The sequence below is a fragment of the Streptomyces sp. NPDC058691 genome, assembly GCF_042714775.1.
Taxonomy (GTDB): domain Bacteria; phylum Actinomycetota; class Actinomycetes; order Streptomycetales; family Streptomycetaceae; genus Actinacidiphila.
Map to the genome: position 1 here is coordinate 103,455 of NZ_JBHXSO010000015.1, position 17,552 is coordinate 121,006.

Below are 17,552 nucleotides of genomic sequence, written 5' to 3' on the forward strand. Positions count from 1 at the left end.
GGGGGGCAGTTCTTCACCCGATCTTCGCCGTGCGGAGCCCCGATCCCACCCTCGCGCGGCGTGGTGCACCTGCACCATGTCGCCCACGGGAAACGATTGACCTCCCATCAGACATCAGATGAACGGCGTCCAGCTGGGGTGACGATGAGCCGACGTGGGGGCCGGGTACGCCTGGCGATCTCCGTGGTCCTGGCGCTGGGCACGCTGCTGGCAGGTGCCGGCGGGGCGGTCGCGGCCACCGGCAAGGGCGTGCGCTACACGTCGCGCACGACGCTCACAACGGGCGTGGACTACCGGACGTTCGGCTACGCCGGGGCCCACGGCATCGCGCGCGGCCACCTGCTGACGGTGGACCTGCGCCGCCGCGACCTGTCCGTGGACCTGCTGTACCCGGGCTCCGTCGCGGCGCGCGGCACGGTGTCCCGACTGGCCGACGCGGCGCACGCCGTGGGCGGGATCAACGCGGACTTCTTCCACATGAGCGAGACCCAGCACCCAGGGGTCCCGGTGACCGGCGCCCCGGTCGGCCCGGCGGTCACGCACGGCCGGCAGCTCAAGGCCGCGGTGCCCGCGAGTCAGCGCTTCGGGCCCTCGCTGCCGCCCGGCACCTCCACCGAGAACGTGCTCGGCGTCGGCTTCGACCGCAAGGCCCGCATCGACCGGCTCCACCTGACGGGCACGGTGCGCGCCGGCCTGAGCACCGTCCCGCTGCGCGGATTCAACCAGTACGCCCTGCCGCAGAACGGCGTCGGCGCCTACACCGCCGACTGGGGCACCGCCTCGCGCCGGCGGGCGGTCTGCGGCAGCGACGTCCGCCGGGCCGATCCGTGCGGCAAGGACACCTACGAAGTGACCGTCCGGAACGGCCGGGTCACGAGAGTGAGCACCACCCCGGGCCGCGGCACGATCCCCCCGGGGACCGTCGTGCTGCTCGGCCGCGAGGACGGGGCGCGCGCCCTGCGCGCGCTCGTGCCGGGCCGGCCGGTGGTCGTGCAGAGCCGACTGCTGCCCGTCTCCCACCACGCCGGCTTCCGCTTCGCCGTCGGGGGATACCCGATCCTGCGCGACCGCGTCCCGCTGGCAGGACTGGAGAACGGCACGGCGGCGACCCGCACGGCCGCGGGCGTCGGCAACGGCGGGCAGACCCTCTACCTGATGGCCCTGGACGGCAATGCCGAGAGCGGCGCGGGGCTGACGGTGCGTGAACTGGCCGGCCTGATGTACGCCCTCGGCACCGACTCGGCCGTCAACCTCGACGGCGGCGGCTCCTCCACCCTGGTCACCCGCTCCCCCGGCGCGCCCCGCGTCACCGTGCGCAACCACCCCGCCGGCGGGGTGGAGCGCGCGGTCGCCAACGGCATCGGCGTGTTCACGACCCGCCGCTGAGCCCGGGCCGCCCTGGGAGCAGGCGCGACGGGTGCGGGCGCGACGAGACCTCAGTCCCCCATGCCGGGTGCGCCCCAAAGGGGGAACCAGCGGGTGAGGTCCTCCTCCACGCGCAGGTCGTTGCCCAGCAGGCCGGCCACCTGCAACTCCAGCGCGTTGTCCCGCTTCTGCTCGCCGGGGCGGACGCAGAGCGGATAGAACGTGCCGCGCTTGTAGAGGTAGACCAGTGCCAGCGGCCGACCGGAGTCGTCCCGGAAGGCGGCCAGCGAGCAGAGGAGTTGCGGCCCGAAGCCGTGGCTCTCCAGAGCAGAGTTGACCGCGTGCAGATCGCCGACCAGCGCCGGCATGTCGTCCGCGGGGTGGCGCGCCACGAGCCAGGTGTAGCCGTAGGCGTCCCGCGTGGACTCGACGGGGACGCCGCCCTGCCCGGTGTCGAGGTCGAGCAGTGCGCGGACGTCCTGCTGGACCTCGGCGAAGGCGCCGCCCTCGACGGCGGCGAAGCACACCGAGCCGACCCCGGTCGGCCGGAATCCGGCGCCGGCCTCCAGTGTCACGGCGGCCGAAGGCAGCCCGAAAAGCTGGTCCAGGTCGGGCTTGACGGGCTTGCTGCGGCCGAGCAGCGCGTCGAACAGCCCCATCAGCGCCGCCCCAGTTCCGCGGAGATCCGGCCGAGCTGCGCCAGCCGCTGCTCCAGGGTGGGGTGCGTGGACAGCAGCTGCGCCAGGCTCTGACCGCCGGCGAGGGCGGGCGCGAAGTAGAAGGCGTTGAACGGCTGCGCCTTGCGCAGGTCCTCCGTCGGGATGCGCGCCATCTGACCGGTGACCTTGGTGAGCGCGGAAGCGAGCGAGGAGGGGCGCCCGGTGAGCATCGCGGCGGAGCGGTCGGCGGACAGCTCGCGGTAGCGCGACAGCATCCGTGTGAGCAGGAAGCTGACCGCGTACACGATGGCGCTGACCAGCGGTATCAGGATGACGATGATGGTCGTGCCGGGATCGCGGCTGCTGCGGCCGAGACCGCCCCACAGCCCGATCCGGGTGATCATGCCGGCGAGTACGCCCAGGAACGACGCGATGGTCATCACCACGACGTCCCGGTGGGCCACATGGGAGAGCTCGTGGGCGATGACGCCCTCCAGCTCGTCGGGCTCCAGCCGGCGCAGCAGGCCGGTGGTGGCGCACACCAGGGCGGCCTTCTCGTTGCGGCCGGTGGCGAAGGCGTTGGGCACGTCGCTGTCGGCGATCGCGACCCGCGGCTTGGGCATGTCGGCCAGGGCGCAGATGCGGTCCACGACGCCGTGCAGCTCGGGTGCCTGCTCGGGGGTCACCTCACGGGCGCCCATGCTGAAGGCGGCGATCCGGTCGCTGAACCAGAACTGGGCGATGAACAAACCGCCGGCCACGATCAGGATCAGCGGCCAGGCACCGCGCAGCAGGGCCAGGAGTGCGCCGACGAAGACCACGTACAGCAACCCGATCATGAACATGGTGACCACCATGCGCGTGGTCAGCCCCTTGTCGGGGGCGAAACGGGTCCTGTCCATGGCCCCTCCCGTGTTCTCGGGCCGCCGGCCGCGGCGTCGTGCTCCGCTTCGATTGTGCCTCCACGGAGGCGCGAACGGCGGGGTCGCGACGGCGCGGCCGGAGTACGGGATCAGCGTGCCGCGTCGAGCGTCAGCTTGCCGTAAGTGCGCCGGGCCCGGAGGTCCTCGTGCGCCCGGGCGACCTCGGAGAGCGGGTAGACGCCGCCCTCCTGCGGCCGCAGCCGGCCGTCGGCGGTCATCGCCAGCAGCTCGGCCATGGGCTCGCGGTACATGCCGGGGCGGCCCAGGCAGTGCATCAGCCAGAAGCCGACGACCGCACGCGAGCGGCCCATGAGCTGGGCGGCCTGCACGGGCGTGGGCGGCACCCGGGAGGCGAGGCCGTAGGTGACCAGGCGGCCGAAGGGGGCCAGCGCGGCGAGCGAGGCGTCGAAGACCGGGCCGCCGGTCATCTCCAGGACGATGTCGACCTTCTTGCCGCCGTTGGCCTCGGTCAGGCGCTCCTTGAGCCCCTCGGCGGCGCCGTCCAGGGCGACGTCGGCGCCCAGTTCGAGGGCCAGGTCGCGCTTCTCCTTGGAGGAGGCGGTGGCGATGACCCGGCCCGCGCCGAACTCCTTGGCGAGCTGGACGGCGAGCGAGCCGGTACCGCCCGCGGCCGCGTGCACGACGACGGACTCGCCCTCGGCGATCCGGGCGGAGGTGCGCAGCAGGTGCCAGGCGGTGAGCCCCTGGACGACCAGGGCGAGCGCCTGCCCGTCGGTGACGCCCTCGGGGATGTCATGGGCGAGGAACTCCTCGACGACGGCCTTCTCGGCGTAGCCGCCGTTGTCGGTCAGGGCGACCACGCGGCGGCCGTCCGGGGTGCGGCCGGCGACCTCGGCCCCGGGGACCAGCGGCAGGGTGGCCTTGGAGAGATAGGAGTTCTCGACCATGTGGGTATCGGCGTAGTTGACGCCCGCCGAGGTGACCTCGACCAGGAGCTGTCCGGGTCCGGGCACGGGGTCGGGCAGCTCCACCTGCCGCAGCACCTCAGGCCCGCCGAACTCGGTGATCTGGATCGCGCGCACCGCGACTCCCTCCGCTTGCGTACGTACGTCGTGTCGTCCGGGACGACGATATCCCGGAACACCGACCAGTCGGTATGTATGCACGGCGGAACCGCCGGGACCGGCCGCGCCGGCCTGCCGGAGCGGTGCCGCCAGGGGCCGCCGGCCCGGTTGTCCACAGGCGTCCGGCAGGTGTCTTGACGCACGGCCCGGATGATGGATTACTGGTCCCGCCGGAGGCTACCGAACGATCGGTTGGGAAGGGTGGGGGCCATGGGCGCCATGGGCGAAGGGTTTCTGGACGCGGCCGAGCGGATGACCCGGCAGGAGCTGGAGGCCGTGCAGCTGCGGCGCCTTCAGGGCACCCTGCGGCACGCGTACGACAACGTGGCGTTCTACCGGTCGTCCTTCGACAAGGCCGGCGTCCGCCCCGAGGACTGCCGCACACTGGCGGACCTGGCCCGTTTCCCCTGCACCACGAAGGCCGATCTGCGGGATCAGTACCCGTACGGCATGTTCGCCGTCCCGGAGTCGCGGATCCGCCGGATCCACGCGTCCAGCGGCACCACCGGCCTGCCGACCGTCGTCGGGTACACCGAGCGGGACCTGGAGACCTGGTCCGACGTGGTGGCCCGGTCCCTGCGGGCCGCCGGCGCCCGGCCGGGCGACAAGGTGCACATCGCCTACGGGTACGGCCTGTTCACCGGCGGTCTGGGAGCGCACTACGGGGCGGAGCGGCTGGGATGCACCGTGATCCCGGCCTCCGGCGGCATGACCGCGCGGCAGGTGCGGCTCATCCAGGACCTTCGCCCCGAGATCATCATGGTGACGCCGTCCTACATGCTCACCCTGCTCGACGAGTTCGAGCGCCAGGGCGTCGATCCGCGCTCCACCTCACTGCGCGTCGGCGTCTTCGGCGCCGAGCCGTGGACGGAGGCGATGCGACAGGAGATCGAGGAGCGGGCCGGTATCGACGCGGTGGACATCTACGGCCTGTCGGAGGTGATCGGCCCCGGGGTGGCGCAGGAGTGCGTGGAGGCCAAGGACGGCCTGCACATCTGGGAGGACCACTTCCTCCCGGAGATCGTGGACCCGGTCACCGACGAGGTCGTGCCCGCCGGCGACAGCGGCGAGCTGGTCTTCACCTCGCTCACCAAGGAGGCCATGCCGGTCATCCGTTACCGCACGCGCGACCTCACCAGACTGCTGCCCGGCACGGCCCGGCCCGCCTTCCGGCGGATGGAGAAGATCACCGGGCGCTGCGACGACATGATCATCCTGCGCGGTGTCAATCTCTTCCCCACCCAGGTCGAGGAGATCGTGCTGCGCACCGCGGGCGTCGCCCCGCACTTCCAGCTGCGCCTGACCCGCACCGGACGGCTCGACGAGCTCACGGTGCGCGCCGAGGCCCGTCCCGACGCCGACGCACAGGCGCGCGCGGCGGCGGCCGAGGCCATCGGGCGCGGCGTGAAGGAGGCCGTCGGCGTCACGGTGGCCGTGGAGATCACCGACCCCGAGACCCTGGAGCGCTCCGTCGGGAAGATACGCCGCGTCGTGGACGAGCGCGCGCGGTAGCGCGGGGGCGCCGCGCGCACGTCATCGCACCGAGCTCATCGGCCCGGCGGCTGAACGGTGCGGGTCCCGGCCACGTATGGTCGGGCACAGGTACGGCCGGGGCAAGGCGAGGGGAGCGCCTCACGGCGACGCGGGCGACCGCGCCAACCGGAAGGGCGTATGAGCATGGTGCGGCGCATCCCAGTGCGTCAGATCCTCGCCGTGGTGCCGCTGCTGCTGGTCGCCGTCGTCGTGCTGCGCGAGTGGCCGACCGTCGGCGCCGGCACCGACCGGCTGGGCTCCGCCGACCGCGAGTGGCTGCTCGCGGCGGGCGCGGCGACCCTGCTGGCCTGGGTGTGCTCGGCCGCCGCGCAGCAGGGCGCGGTGCTCGAACAACTCCCGGCGGGGCGGCTGCTGGCCACACAGTTCGCGGCCTCCGCGGTCAACCACATCCTGCCGGCCGGCGTCGGCGGCAACGCCGTCAACCTGCGCTTCCTCCTGCGCTGCGGCCTGTCCCCCAGCCGTTCGGCGGCAGCGCTCGCGGTACGGGCACTGGCCGCCTGCGTGGTGCGCGTGGGGCTGCTCGCGGCCTTGCTGGCGGTCTTCCCGCACGCGCTCGACCTGCACAAGGTGGTCCCCCCGCGGGCCCACCACGCGCTCGCCCTGGCAGCCGGCGCGGCGCTGTTCGCCGTGCTGGCGGTCCTGCTGTCGGTCCGCCAGATCCGGCGCCTGCTCACCTCCTTCCTCGGCACGGTCGTCTCCGACGTCCGCGCCGTGCACGGCAGTTCCTCGCGCGCGGCGGCGTTGTGGACCGGTTCGCTGGCCTTCCCCGTGATGCACGCGACGGTGCTCGTGGCGGTCGTCCGGGCCCTGCACGCGCCGGTGCCGGCCGGGCACGTCGCCCTGGCGTACCTCGCCGGGAGCGCGGCCGCGGCACTGCTGCCGACGCCCGGCGGACTCGGTTCGCTGGACGTCGCGCTGGCCCTGGCACTGGTCACGGCCGGGGCGACCGGAGTGGCGGCGACCTCCGCGGTGCTCGCGTACCGGATCGTCACCGTATGGTTGCCGTTGCTGCCCGGTGTGCTGGTGCTCGCGGCCCTCGTCCGCCGGCGGGTGCTGTGAGCCATCCCCGGGAGGAAGACCAGTGCGTGTCCTTTACGGCCTGCTCGGTGCGCTGATCGTCGGGGGGACGTTCTCCTCGGTCCTGCGCACCCTGGTCATTCCCAGGCCGACCAGATCCGGCTTCACGCGCGCGGTCCACGCCGTGGTCCACGTCCCGTTCCAGTTCGTCGCCGACCGCTGCCGCACGCCCGAGGCCAAGGACCGCGTGCTCGCCCCGGTGGCGGCCGTGTCCATCCTGTTCAACCTGATCAGCTGGCTGATCGCGTTCTGGGCCGGGTACGCGTTGCTGCAGGCCTCCGTGAGCGACCTCGGCACGCTGGAGGCACTGCGGGAAGCCGGCTCCTCGCTGTTCACGCTCGGCTTCGCCAGCAGCCACCACGTGGACCTGACCGTCATCGACTTCTGCGCCGCCGCGACCGGGCCGATCACCATCGGCCTGCAGATCGGTTACCTGCCGACGCTGTACGCCGCCTACTCCCGCCGCGAGGCCGAGGTGACCCTGCTGCAGGCCCGGGCGGGCACCCCGCCCTGGGGACCGGAGATCCTGGCCCGCTACGCCCAGATCGGTGTGACCGACAGCCTGGCGGAGATGTTCCGCAACTGGGAGCGCTGGGCGGCCGAGGTCAGCGAGAGCCACACCAGTTACATAGTGCTGAGCCGCTTCCGTTCGCCGCAGCCGAACCGCAACTGGCTGGTCGCCCTCCTCGCGGTGATGGACGCCGCCGCCATGCAGCTCGCCCTCAACCCCGGCCGGCCCCAGGCCGAGGCGCGGCTGGCCCTGCGGGCGGGGTACGTGTGCCTGCGCGACATCGGCGACATCTGGCGGGTCAAGTACGACCCGGACCCCTCGCCGGAGGCGCCGATCCGGCTGACCTACGAGGACTTCGCGGCGGCCGTCGCGCACGCCGCCGCGAACGGCTACCCGCTGGAGCGCACCCCGGAGGAGGCCTGGCCGCACTTCCGCGGCTGGCGGGTCAACTACGAAGAGCTCGCCTATCGCTTCGCGTACCTCTTCGACGCGGTCCCGGCGCCCTGGTCCGGTCCGCGCCGCACTCTGGAAGAGACGATGATGCCGATCACCCCGGTCGACCGCCGGCCGGCCGGCCCCGCTTCCGGCGCCGGCCCCGGCCCCGGCCCCAGCATGGCTTAGGTCGACAAGGCGACATCGGTCGACTTCACCAGGGCGACGACCTCGGCGCCCTCGGAGAGGCCGAGTTCGTCCAGGGCCTCGCGGGTGATCACCGCGGTGAGCTCGCGATCACCCGCGAACCCCACCCGCACCGTCGCCATCGCCTGGCCCTCCGTCACCGCGGTCACGGTGCCGGGGATGCGGTTGCGGATGGTCAGGCCGCCGGGCAGCGGCGGCGTGGCGAGGGAGATCTCCGTCGCCTTGATCAGGACGGTCACACCACCGCCGGGAATGATGCCGAGTTCACGGACGGCCTCGGCGGTCACGGCGGCGGTGAAGGCGGGGCCGCCGCCGTCGAGGTGGACGGTGACCACGGCCATGACCTCGCCGGTGACCACCGAGTCGGCCTTCCCGTCGATCTGGTTGCGGATGCTCAGTGCCATGTGCCGCACCGTAAGCCCGCCCGGCGCCCGCCGCGGGGAACGACCCGCGCGCGGGCCCCGGGCGGAGGTGCGCCCGGGGCACGCGGGGCCGCCGGCGCCGTTCCGCGTCAGGCCGCCGGAACGGGCTGCGGCGGTACCGGGCCGACGTAGCGCGCCGCCGGACGGATGATCTTGCTGTCCTCCGCCTGTTCGAGGATGTTCGCCGACCAGCCGACGACGCGGGCGCAGGCGAAGGTCGGGGTGAACATCTCCCGCGGGAGGCCGCACAGTTCCATGACGACGCCCGCGTAGAACTCGACATTGGTGTGGAGCTCGCGGCCCGGTTTGAGCTCGGCGAGGATCGCCTCGACACGGGCCTCGACCTGGAGCGCGAAGTCGACCAGCGGACCGCCGAAGTCGCGGGCGATCTCCTGCAGCATGCGGGAGCGGGGGTCCTCCGTGCGGTAGACGGGGTGGCCGAAGCCCATGATGCGGTCGCCGGCGAGGACCCGTTCGCGGATCCAGGGGTCGATGCGGTCCGGGGTGCCGATCGCGTCGAGCGTGTCCAGCGCGCGGCTCGGCGCGCCGCCGTGGAGCGGGCCGGACAGCGCCCCCACGGCGCCGACGAGACAGGCGGCGAGGTCGGCGCCGGTGGAGGCGATGACGCGGCCGGTGAAGGTGGACGCGTTGAAGCCGTGGTCGACCGTGGAGATCAGATACCGCTCGATCGCCCGCGCGCGCACCGGGTCGGGCTCCCGCCCGGTGAGCATGTGGAGGTAGTTGGCGGCGAAGGGCAGGTCGTCGCGGGGCTCGACCGGCTCCAGTCCCTGCCCGAGCCGGTACAGGGCGGTGAGCAGGGTCGGCACGGCGGCGCTCGCGGCCAGGGCGTCGGTCAGCCGCCGTTCGGCGTCGATGTCGTACAGCGGGCGGAAGCCCGCGGCGGCGCCCAGCAGGGAGAGCGCGGTGCGCAGCCCGGCCAGCGGTCCGCTGAGCGCGCCGGAGCGGGCGATGGCGGGCAGCGCGTCCCGGATGTCACGCGGCAGCCGGCGCAGCGGCGCGACGCGGGCGGCGAAGGCGGCACGTCCGGCGGCGTCGGGGAGCGCGCCCAGCAGCATCAGATGCCAGACGTCCTCGAAGGTGCGGCTCCGGGCGAGTTCCACGGCCGAGTACTGGCGGTAGTGGTAGAAGCCCTCGGTGCCGCGGACGTCGCCGAGCGCGGTCTCGGTGACGACGACGCCCTTCAGGCCGCGGGGTACGCGGGGCGCGTCGGGGGTGACTGGCATGACGGTCACGGTGGTGTCCTCCTTCGAACGTGACTCGACCATCCACTATTGATTCAATGCACGTCAATATTGATTGAATCAACATGTGATGGGATGGAGTCATGACGACCGACGAACGGCTCACCACTCGGCAGGCAGCCGAACGGCTCGGCGTGAAGCCCGAGACGGTGTACGCCTACGTCAGCCGCGGCCTGCTCGACAGCCGTCGCGCACCGGACGGACGGGGCAGCACCTTCGACGCCCGGGAGGTCGACGCACTGGTCCACCGCACGCGCCGCCCCGCGCAGCGGCATTCCGGCGACGGGGCCGCGGGTGGGACCGGAAACGCTACGGGTGTGGGCGCCGTACGGACCGGCATCACGCTCATCGACGGCGACCACTGCTGGTTCCGCGGGGTCGACGCCACCGCGCTCGCCGAGCGGCACCGCTTCGAGGAGGCCGCGGACTGGCTGTGGACCGGGGAGATGACCCCGGGCACCCGGTTCACCGCACCGCGGGAGGCCCTTGCCGCCGCCCGCCGGGCGGTGGCCGCGCTGCCCGGCCACAGCGCCGCGATGGACCGGCTGCGCGCGGCCGCGGTCGCCATGGCGGCCGCCGATCCGCTGCGCTTCGACCTCGCCCCCGAGGCGGTGGTGGGGGTGGGGCGCACGCTGATCCCCGTCCTGGTCGACGCGCTCCCCGCGGCCGGGCAGGAGCATCGCGGAGAGGGACCGCTGGCCTGGCGGCTGTGGTCGCGGCTGACCGCCCGGCCGGCCGACGAGGCCTCACTGCGTGTCCTGGACGCGGCCCTCGTCCTCCTGATCGACCACGACCTGGCCGCCTCCACTCTCGCCGTACGCGTCGCCGCCTCCGCCCGCGCACACCCGTACGCGGTCGTCTCGGCGGGCCTCGGCGCCCTCGACGGCCCGCTGCACGGCGCCGCGAGCGGACTGGCCCACCGCATGCTCGCGGAGGTGCTGGAGCAGGGCAGCGCGGCCGTCGTCGTCGCCGGCCACCTGCGCACAGGGCGGAGCGTGCCGGGGCTCGGGCACCGCCTCTACCCGCGCGAGGACCCGCGCGCGGCCATGCTGTTCCGGCTGCTCCAGGACGTGCCCCACGCCGCCCCGGCCCTCGGCGCCGCCCGCGAGGTCGTCGCCACCGCGTCCCGTGACACTCCCCTGCACGCCAACGTCGACCTCGCGCTGGCCGTACTCTCCGTCTCCTGCGGCATGCGTCCCGAGGCCGGCGAGACCGTGTTCTCCGTCGCCCGCACGGCGGGCTGGATCGCCCACGCCCTGGAGGAGTACGAGGAAAGCCCCCTCCGCATGCGCCCCAGCGGCCACTACGTGGGTCCCCGCCCGCCCCGTCCGGTGCCGTAGCGGTGAACCGTTGGCACGGCTCGTGAAGTTCCTCAGGGAATGGGGACTTGGCGCGTGCCGGGCCGTTCGGTCGGGGTGAAGCCGACACGCCGCCCTGCCGAACGATTGGACCGCCGAATCATCCGCGCCGCGAACCATCCCGTTGGGGAGCGGTTGGCTAGAATCGGGATCATGACCTCACAGGCCTCCGCGCCCGCCGCGCCCGCCGCGCCCGCCGTGCCCGACCTCACCGGCCTGCTGCAGCACGCCAGCCACGCACTCACCAACCGCCTGGCCACCGCCCTCGGCGAGATCGGCCTCAGCCCGCGCGGTTACTGCGTGCTCCTGCACGCGCAGCCCGGCCTCATGACGCAGGCACAGCTCGCGGAGGTCTCGCAGCAGGACAAGACCACGATGGTCGTCACCGTGGACGAGTTGGAGCGGGCCGGTCTCGCCGAGCGGCACCCCTCCCCCACCGACCGCCGGGCCCGGATCATCACGGTCACCGACGCCGGCTGCGCGCTGGTCGCCCGCGGGCAGCAGATCACCGCGCGGGTGCACGGAGAGGTCCTGGAGGCCCTTCCGGACGCCGAGCGGGCGGTGTTCGTCGCCGCGTTGCAGCGCCTGGTCGGCGGGCATCTGGCCACCACCATGGATTCCCCCCGTCCTGTGCGCCGCGCGAGGCAGCCACGCCAGTAGGCTCGGAACGTGAGCGACAAAGGGCCCTTCGAACGGGGCACCGACGGTCCGAAGGTGATCGTGGCCGGGGTGGACGGGAGCGAGTCGTCGTGGCGGGCGGCCGCGTATGCCGCCGGGCTGGCACGGCGGCAGAGGTCGCTGCTGGCCGTCGTCTACGTCCAGCCGGTCCTGGCCACGGGCGCGGCGTTCGGCGCACCGGTCGCCGAGGCCACCGCGGGGATCGCCGACGAGATCAAGACGGAGATAGAGAAGGCCGTGCACAGGCTGCGCGGGGACTTCGACGTGCGTTGGGAGTTCCACACCTTCCTGGGCGACGCCTTCAGTGGCCTGTCGAAGGCGGCCGACGACCTCAAGGCCGACGCGGTCGTGGTCGGCGCCTCCGAGAAGGCGGGGCACCGGATCATCGGCTCGGTGGCGGTGCGCCTGGTCAAGGTGGGCCGCTGGCCGGTGACGGTCGTGCCCTGAGGCCGGTGCCCGTCGCGCCGCGCCGCGCCGAGGCGGTCGCCCCCGCCACACGGTGAGCGGCACGGCCGGACGCGGCCCGCACGGCCACCGGCACCCCTGCCAGCGCTCCCGGCGCGGGCCCGGGCCCGGGCGAGTCGTACGGAATAGCGGCCTTGCGCCTTCGGTTAGGGTCATTGGGTTCCGACCGACGGTGCCCCGGAAGCAGGTAAGGGAAGCATGGCCACTGTTGAGCTGACCAAGGACAACTTCGACGAGGTCGTCTCCGCCAACGACTTCGTGCTGATCGACTTCTGGGCGTCCTGGTGCGGCCCGTGCCGGATGTTCGCCCCGGTCTACGAGGCCGCGGCGAAGGAGAACACCGACCTCGTCTTCGGCAAGGTCGACACGGAGGCCCAGCAGGAGCTGGCCGCCGCGTTCCAGATCCAGTCGATCCCGACCCTGATGATCATCCGCGACAAGGTCGCGGTCTTCGCCCAGCCGGGAGCGCTGCCGGCCCCGGCCCTCGAGGACCTGATCAAGCAGGCCCGCGGGCTGGACATGGACGAGGTTCGCAAGTCCATCGCCGAGGGCGAGTCGGCCCCGAAGTCCTGACGCCTCCTGACGTCTGACGCATCGCCAGTCGCGGTCGGACGCCGAGCCGCACGTCGGGGGTGGACCCGGGACAACAGCCGGGACCACCCGCCGCGGCTCGGCGTCGCCGCGCCGTCTGGGCGTTTCATCCCCTTCCGTCCGAAAAGTCACGCTGAAGACGCCGGATCGGCTGGCTGGTTTTCGCCCCCTGAACCTCGGTACGCAGGAGCGCCCGCCGCGCGCCCTGCGGGGGGGGGAGAGAGAGACCCCGGCGGGCGCCACGGATGCCGGGCCCGGTGGGGCGGCAGGGGCAGTTCCTCGGCAAGATCAACACTTCAGGGCTGTGACCTGCACATACGCCCGCTCCGGATGCGCGGATCGGGGGTCGGGGCCACCCTTGTTGATGACCGGAACGCAGGAGCGCCCACCGGCGCGGGCGAACCTTACGTATCTCGGACGTTCGCCGGGGCGCTCTTGAGCGGTGTGCGCCGAACGGCTTAGGTGGTACGGACACGCGGTAGACGCGTGGTACACACCACCACCTTCGACGGGAGGTCCAGGCCATGCCCGCCACCAGTCAGCACACGGGGACATCAGAACCGATCACCGAGACCGCGGCGGAAGACCATATCCAGGGCATCTGTTTCAAGACGGGTCCCCCGCGCCACATAGGCGTGGAACTGGAGTGGTTTCTTCACGACCCGCACGACCCGGCCCGCCCGGTCGGTCCCGCTCGGCTCACCGCCGCCGTGGACGGACTGCGGACCCTCTTCCTCCGCTCCCGGCTCACCACAGAGCCCGGCGGACAGCTGGAGCTCAGCTCGCTGCCCGCCACCTCGCTGACCGCGTGTGTGAACGCCGCGGCGGCGGACCTCGAATCCGTACGCCACCGGCTCCGCCAGGACGGCTTGGCGCTGGCCGGGCACGGCCACGATCCGTGGCGCCGGCCGCGCCGGCTGCTGGACGAGCCGCGCTACGCGGCCATGGAGACGTACTTCGACCGGGCCGGGCCCGCCGGCCGGTCCATGATGTGCTCCACCGCCTCGGTACAGGTCTGCCTGGACTCCGGCACGGCGGAACCGGGCCCCTTCGGACTCGGCAGACGCTGGCTGCTGGCCCATCTGCTGGGCGCCGTACTCGTCGCCGCCTTCGCCAATTCGCCGCTCAGCGGCGGCCGTCCCACGGGCTGGAAGTCCACCCGGCAGGCGGTGTGGGCCGCGCTCGACCCGGGCCGCACCCTGGCACCGGCGGCAGGGCCCGATCCGCGGGCCGCGTGGACCGCGTACGCCCTCGACGCGCCGGTGCTGTGCATCCGCGGCGACGAGGCGCCGTGGACGGTGCCGGAGGGGCTCACCTTCCGGCAGTGGGTCCGCAGCGGTGTGCACCGGCCGCCCACCGCGGCCGATCTCGACTACCACCTGTCGACCCTGTTCCCGCCGGTGCGGCCGCGCGGCTACTTGGAGCTGCGCATGATCGACGCGCAGTCCGGCCGGGACGGCTGGATCGTGCCGCTGGCCGTGGCCACGGCGCTCTTCGACGACGCCGCCGCCTCCGAGATCGCCTACCGCGCGGTCAAGCCCCTCGCCGACGCGGCCGGTGCCGGTCCGGCGCCGCGCAACCCGCTGTGGCGGCGCGCCGCCCGCCACGGGCTGGCCGACCCCGAGCTCCACGCCACCGCCGTCACCTGCTTCGCCGCGGCCCGCGAGGCGCTGCCCCGCCTCGGGGCGAGCGACGACGTGCAGGCCCTGGTGGCCGACTTCACCGAGCGTTTCGTCCTGCGCGGCCGCTGTCCCGCCGACGACCTGCTCGACGCCTTCCTGACCAAGGAGAACCACTCGTGACCGCACCCGCTCTCGACCCCGAGGCGCTCCGACGGCGGGCGCTGGACGCGCTCGTCACCGCCCGTGAGCGCACCCGCGGACTGACCACCTGCGTCGACGACCACGAGCTCACGGCACAGCACTCCCCCCTGATGTCACCGCTGGTGTGGGATCTGGCCCACATCGGCAACCAGGAGGAGCAGTGGCTGTTGCGGACCGTCGGCGGCCGTGAGGCGCTGCGGCCCGACATCGACCCGATCTACGACGCCTTCGAGCACCCGCGTTCCGAACGGCCCACGCTGCCGCTACTGCCGCCCGCGGAGGCGCACGCGTACGCCTCCGACGTGCGTGGGCGGGTGCTGGACATCCTGGAGCGCGCACCGCTGCACGGCGGCGACCGGCTGACCGACGCGGGTTTCGCCTTCGGCATGATCGCGCAGCACGAGCAGCAGCACGACGAGACGATGCTCATCACCCACCAGTTGCGCCGCGGCCCCGTCGCGCTGGCCTCCCCGGCGCCCGCCGCGGCGCCCGCGGACGCGGCGCTGCTGCCCGCAGAAGTCCTGGTGCCCGGCGGCCCCTTCACCATGGGCACCTCCACGGAGCCGTGGGCGCTGGACAACGAGCGTCCCGCGCACAGCCGGGACGTGCCGCCGTTCTTCATCGACACGGTCCCGGTGAGCAACGGCGCGTACACGGCCTTCATCGAGGACGGCGGCTACGAGGACGAGCGCTGGTGGACGCCGGCCGGCTGGGCGCACGTGCGCGAACACGGTCTGTTCGCGCCCCTGTTCTGGCGCCGCGAGGGCGGGGCGTGGCTGCGCCGCCGCTTCGGGGCGACCGAGCCGGTACCGGCCGCGGAGCCCGTGCTGCACGTGTGCTGGTACGAGGCGGACGCCTACGCCCGCTGGGCGGGGCGCCGGCTGCCGACGGAGACCGAGTGGGAGAAGGCCGCGCGGCACGACCCCGCGACCGGCCGCTCGCGCCGCTACCCCTGGGGTGACGCGGAGCCGGCGCCGGAGCTGGCCAACCTGGGCCAGCGCCATCTGCAGCCCGCCCCCGTGGGCAGCTATCCGGCCGGTGCCTCGCCGCTCGGCGTCCGACAGATGATCGGCGACGTGTGGGAGTGGACGGCGAGCGACTTCCTGCCGTACCCGGGCTTCGCCCCGTTCCCGTACAAGGAGTACTCGGAGGTGTTCTTCGGCTCCGACCACAAGGTGCTGCGCGGCGGTTCGTTCGCCGCCGACGCGGTCGCCGTCCGGGGCACCTTCCGCAACTGGGACTACCCGATCAGGCGGCAGATCTTCTCGGGCTTCCGCACGGCCCGCGACGCGCGTCCGGAGACGGCGTGACGGCCCCCGGGGACGGGACGGCCCCCTGATGTGCCGTCACATCGCTTACATCGGGCCGCCGGTGGCGTTGCGGGACGTCGTGATCGACCCCCCGCACTCGCTGTACCGGCAGTCGTGGGCGCCGCGCCGCCAGAAGTACGGCACGGTCAACGCCGACGGCTTCGGTCTCGGCTGGTACGCGCCGGGCGACCCGGTTCCGGCGCGCTACCGGCGGTCGGGGCCGATCTGGGACGACCCGTCCTTCGCGGACGTGTGCCGGGTGACGCGCTCCGGCGCGCTGCTCGGCGCGGTGCGCGACATCACGGAGGGATCGGCCGCCGACGAGTCCGCCACCGCCCCGTACACGGCGGGGCCGTGGCTGTTCAGCCACAACGGCGCGCTGCGCGGCTGGCCGCACTCGGTGGCCGAGGCCGCCCGCACGCTGCCGGCCGAGGAGTTGCTGACCCTGGAGGCGCGCTGCGACTCCGCGCTGGCCTGGGCCCTCATCCTGCACCGGCTGAAGGACGGCGCGCCCCCCGACGAGGCGCTGGCCGACACGGTCGGCCGGCTCGCCGCCCTGACCCCCGATTCCCGGCTCAACTTCCTTCTCAGCGACGGCCGTTCCATCGCCGCCACTGCCTGGGGCGACACCCTGTGGTATCTGGCGGAGCCCGGCCGCAGCGTCGTCGTGGCCTCCGAGCCGTACGACGACAGTCCCCGCTGGACCGAGGTCCCCGACCGCCATCTGCTGTACGGCGATCCCACCGAGGTCCTGCTGATCCCGCTCAAGGAGCCGCACCTGTGAGCCCCTTCACTCTCACTCGCACCCTGCCCGCAGACGCCACGGCGGCCGCCCTGCGCTCCGACGTGGCGTACGGGCTGAACCGCAGCCCCAAGCAGCTCCCGCCCAAGTGGTTCTACGACGCCCACGGCAGCGAGCTGTTCGAGGAGATCACCCGGCTGCCCGAGTACTACCCGACCCGTGCCGAGCGGGAGATCCTGACCGCCAGAGCGGCCGAGATCGCCCGCGCGACCGGGGCCCGCACCCTGGTCGAGCTCGGTTCCGGCTCGTCGGAGAAGACCCGCCTGCTCATCGACGCCCTGGGCACCCCCCTGACCTACGTGCCCGTCGACGTCAGCGAGTCGGCGCTCCGCGGCGCCGGGGAGGCCCTGCTCGCCGACCACCAGGACCTGAGCGTCCACGCCCTGGTCGCCGACTTCCAGCACGGCCTCGCGCTGCCGCAGACCCCGGGGCCGCGCCTGGTGGCGTTCCTCGGCGGAACCATCGGCAACCTCCTGCCCGACGAACGCGCCCGCTTCCTCGGGTCCGTCCGCGCCCTGCTCTCGCGCGGCGACGCGCTGCTGCTCGGCACGGACCTCGTCAAGGACGAGGCGACCCTCGTGGCCGCCTACGACGACGCGCAGGGCGTCACGGCAGCGTTCAACAAGAACGTCCTGTCCGTGATCGACCGGGAGCTCGGTGCCGATTTCGACCCGGCCGACTTCGAGCACGTGGCCCTCTGGGACCGCGAGCACGAGTGGATCGAGATGCGGCTGCGGGCCCGCGGGAACGTCACCGTGAAGGTGCCGGCGCTGGATCTCACGGTCGACTTCGCGCGCGGTGAGGAGATGCGCACCGAGGTCTCCGCCAAGTTCCGCGAGGAAGGCATCCGCACCGAACTCGCCGCCGCGGGGCTCACTCTCCAGCACTGGTGGACCGACCGCGAGGCGCGCTTCGCCCTCTCCCTGGCCTTCCCGGCCTGATCCCGGCAACCGAGGCGGGGGGGGGGGGGGGGGGCCCACGCCCCCCGCCACGTGGGGGGGGGGGCGGTGGGGGGCCGGGGGCCGACC

General features: G+C 73.4%; 17 protein-coding genes. 12 read left to right on the forward strand and 5 right to left on the reverse strand.

Annotated features, from left to right (window positions below):
* Nucleotides 1-144: 144 nt before the first annotated feature.
* Nucleotides 145-1,386 (forward strand): phosphodiester glycosidase family protein, encoded by a 1,242-nt coding sequence (locus ACFWVC_RS13275; RefSeq protein WP_384283606.1) that lies wholly within the window; start codon nt 145-147, stop codon nt 1,384-1,386.
* 50 nt (nt 1,387-1,436) lie between these two features.
* Here the strand turns inward: ACFWVC_RS13275 and ACFWVC_RS13280 are convergent, their stop codons facing one another.
* The 3 genes from ACFWVC_RS13280 to ACFWVC_RS13290 all read right to left on the reverse strand — a co-directional run bounded on the left by ACFWVC_RS13280 (nt 1,437) and on the right by ACFWVC_RS13290 (nt 3,990).
* A complete protein-coding gene (locus tag ACFWVC_RS13280) occupies nt 1,437-2,024 on the reverse strand; it encodes a hypothetical protein (RefSeq protein ID WP_384283608.1) in 588 nt (195 codons plus the stop codon).
* Nucleotides 2,024-2,926, reverse strand: a complete 903-nt coding sequence (htpX, locus tag ACFWVC_RS13285; protein ID WP_384283611.1) for a zinc metalloprotease HtpX — start codon at nt 2,924-2,926, stop codon at nt 2,024-2,026. The genes ACFWVC_RS13280 and htpX overlap by 1 nt, the downstream gene beginning before the upstream one ends.
* A gap of 110 nt (nt 2,927-3,036) precedes the next feature.
* Complete coding sequence (locus ACFWVC_RS13290) at nt 3,037-3,990, reverse strand: zinc-binding alcohol dehydrogenase family protein (protein WP_384283614.1); 954 nt, start codon at nt 3,988-3,990, stop codon at nt 3,037-3,039.
* Between the two features lie 261 nt (nt 3,991-4,251).
* Here ACFWVC_RS13290 and paaK point away from each other — a divergent pair, with 261 nt between their 5' ends.
* The 3 genes from paaK to ACFWVC_RS13305 all read left to right on the forward strand — a co-directional run bounded on the left by paaK (nt 4,252) and on the right by ACFWVC_RS13305 (nt 7,795).
* Nucleotides 4,252-5,544, forward strand: coding sequence for a phenylacetate--CoA ligase PaaK (paaK, locus tag ACFWVC_RS13295; protein WP_384283737.1), 1,293 nt, complete (start codon nt 4,252-4,254; stop codon nt 5,542-5,544).
* Between the two features lie 159 nt (nt 5,545-5,703).
* Complete coding sequence (locus tag ACFWVC_RS13300) at nt 5,704-6,645, forward strand: YbhN family protein (RefSeq protein WP_384283616.1); 942 nt, start codon at nt 5,704-5,706, stop codon at nt 6,643-6,645.
* A gap of 22 nt (nt 6,646-6,667) precedes the next feature.
* Complete coding sequence (locus ACFWVC_RS13305; protein ID WP_384283619.1) at nt 6,668-7,795, forward strand: hypothetical protein; 1,128 nt, start codon at nt 6,668-6,670, stop codon at nt 7,793-7,795.
* On the opposite strand, the gene ACFWVC_RS13310 is transcribed toward ACFWVC_RS13305, so the two are convergent.
* Complete coding sequence (locus ACFWVC_RS13310; protein WP_384283621.1) at nt 7,792-8,217, reverse strand: molybdopterin-binding protein; 426 nt, start codon at nt 8,215-8,217, stop codon at nt 7,792-7,794. The genes ACFWVC_RS13305 and ACFWVC_RS13310 overlap by 4 nt on opposite strands.
* Nucleotides 8,218-8,324: 107 nt before the next feature.
* Complete coding sequence (locus tag ACFWVC_RS13315) at nt 8,325-9,479, reverse strand: citrate synthase (protein WP_384283739.1); 1,155 nt, start codon at nt 9,477-9,479, stop codon at nt 8,325-8,327.
* Nucleotides 9,480-9,580: 101 nt separating this feature from the next.
* Here ACFWVC_RS13315 and ACFWVC_RS13320 point away from each other — a divergent pair, with 101 nt between their 5' ends.
* The 8 genes from ACFWVC_RS13320 (at nt 9,581) to egtD (ending at nt 17,465) form a co-directional block, all read left to right on the forward strand.
* Nucleotides 9,581-10,837, forward strand: coding sequence for a citrate/2-methylcitrate synthase (locus ACFWVC_RS13320; protein WP_384283625.1), 1,257 nt, complete (start codon nt 9,581-9,583; stop codon nt 10,835-10,837).
* A gap of 171 nt (nt 10,838-11,008) precedes the next feature.
* Nucleotides 11,009-11,515 (forward strand): MarR family winged helix-turn-helix transcriptional regulator, encoded by a 507-nt coding sequence (locus ACFWVC_RS13325; RefSeq protein ID WP_384283628.1) that lies wholly within the window; start codon nt 11,009-11,011, stop codon nt 11,513-11,515.
* A 9-nt stretch (nt 11,516-11,524) separates the two neighbouring features.
* On the forward strand, nt 11,525-11,980 hold the full coding sequence (locus ACFWVC_RS13330; RefSeq protein ID WP_384283631.1) for a universal stress protein: 456 nt from the start codon (nt 11,525-11,527) through the stop codon (nt 11,978-11,980).
* 216 nt (nt 11,981-12,196) lie between these two features.
* Nucleotides 12,197-12,571 (forward strand): thioredoxin, encoded by a 375-nt coding sequence (gene trxA, locus ACFWVC_RS13335; protein ID WP_384283634.1) that lies wholly within the window; start codon nt 12,197-12,199, stop codon nt 12,569-12,571.
* A 542-nt stretch (nt 12,572-13,113) separates the two neighbouring features.
* Nucleotides 13,114-14,391, forward strand: a complete 1,278-nt coding sequence (gene egtA / locus ACFWVC_RS13340) for an ergothioneine biosynthesis glutamate--cysteine ligase EgtA (protein ID WP_384283638.1) — start codon at nt 13,114-13,116, stop codon at nt 14,389-14,391.
* Nucleotides 14,388-15,722 carry an ergothioneine biosynthesis protein EgtB gene (gene egtB, locus ACFWVC_RS13345; RefSeq protein WP_384283641.1) on the forward strand — a complete coding sequence of 445 codons (1,335 nt, stop codon included), beginning with the start codon at nt 14,388-14,390 and terminating at the stop codon, nt 15,720-15,722. The genes egtA and egtB overlap by 4 nt, the downstream gene beginning before the upstream one ends.
* Before the next feature lie 28 nt (nt 15,723-15,750).
* The gene (gene egtC / locus ACFWVC_RS13350) at nt 15,751-16,506 is read left to right on the forward strand and encodes an ergothioneine biosynthesis protein EgtC (protein ID WP_384283644.1); all 756 of its coding nucleotides are present in this window, start codon (nt 15,751-15,753) and stop codon (nt 16,504-16,506) included.
* Nucleotides 16,503-17,465 (forward strand): L-histidine N(alpha)-methyltransferase, encoded by a 963-nt coding sequence (gene egtD / locus ACFWVC_RS13355; protein WP_384283647.1) that lies wholly within the window; start codon nt 16,503-16,505, stop codon nt 17,463-17,465. The genes egtC and egtD overlap by 4 nt, the downstream gene beginning before the upstream one ends.
* The last annotated feature ends 87 nt before the right edge of the window (nt 17,466-17,552 follow it).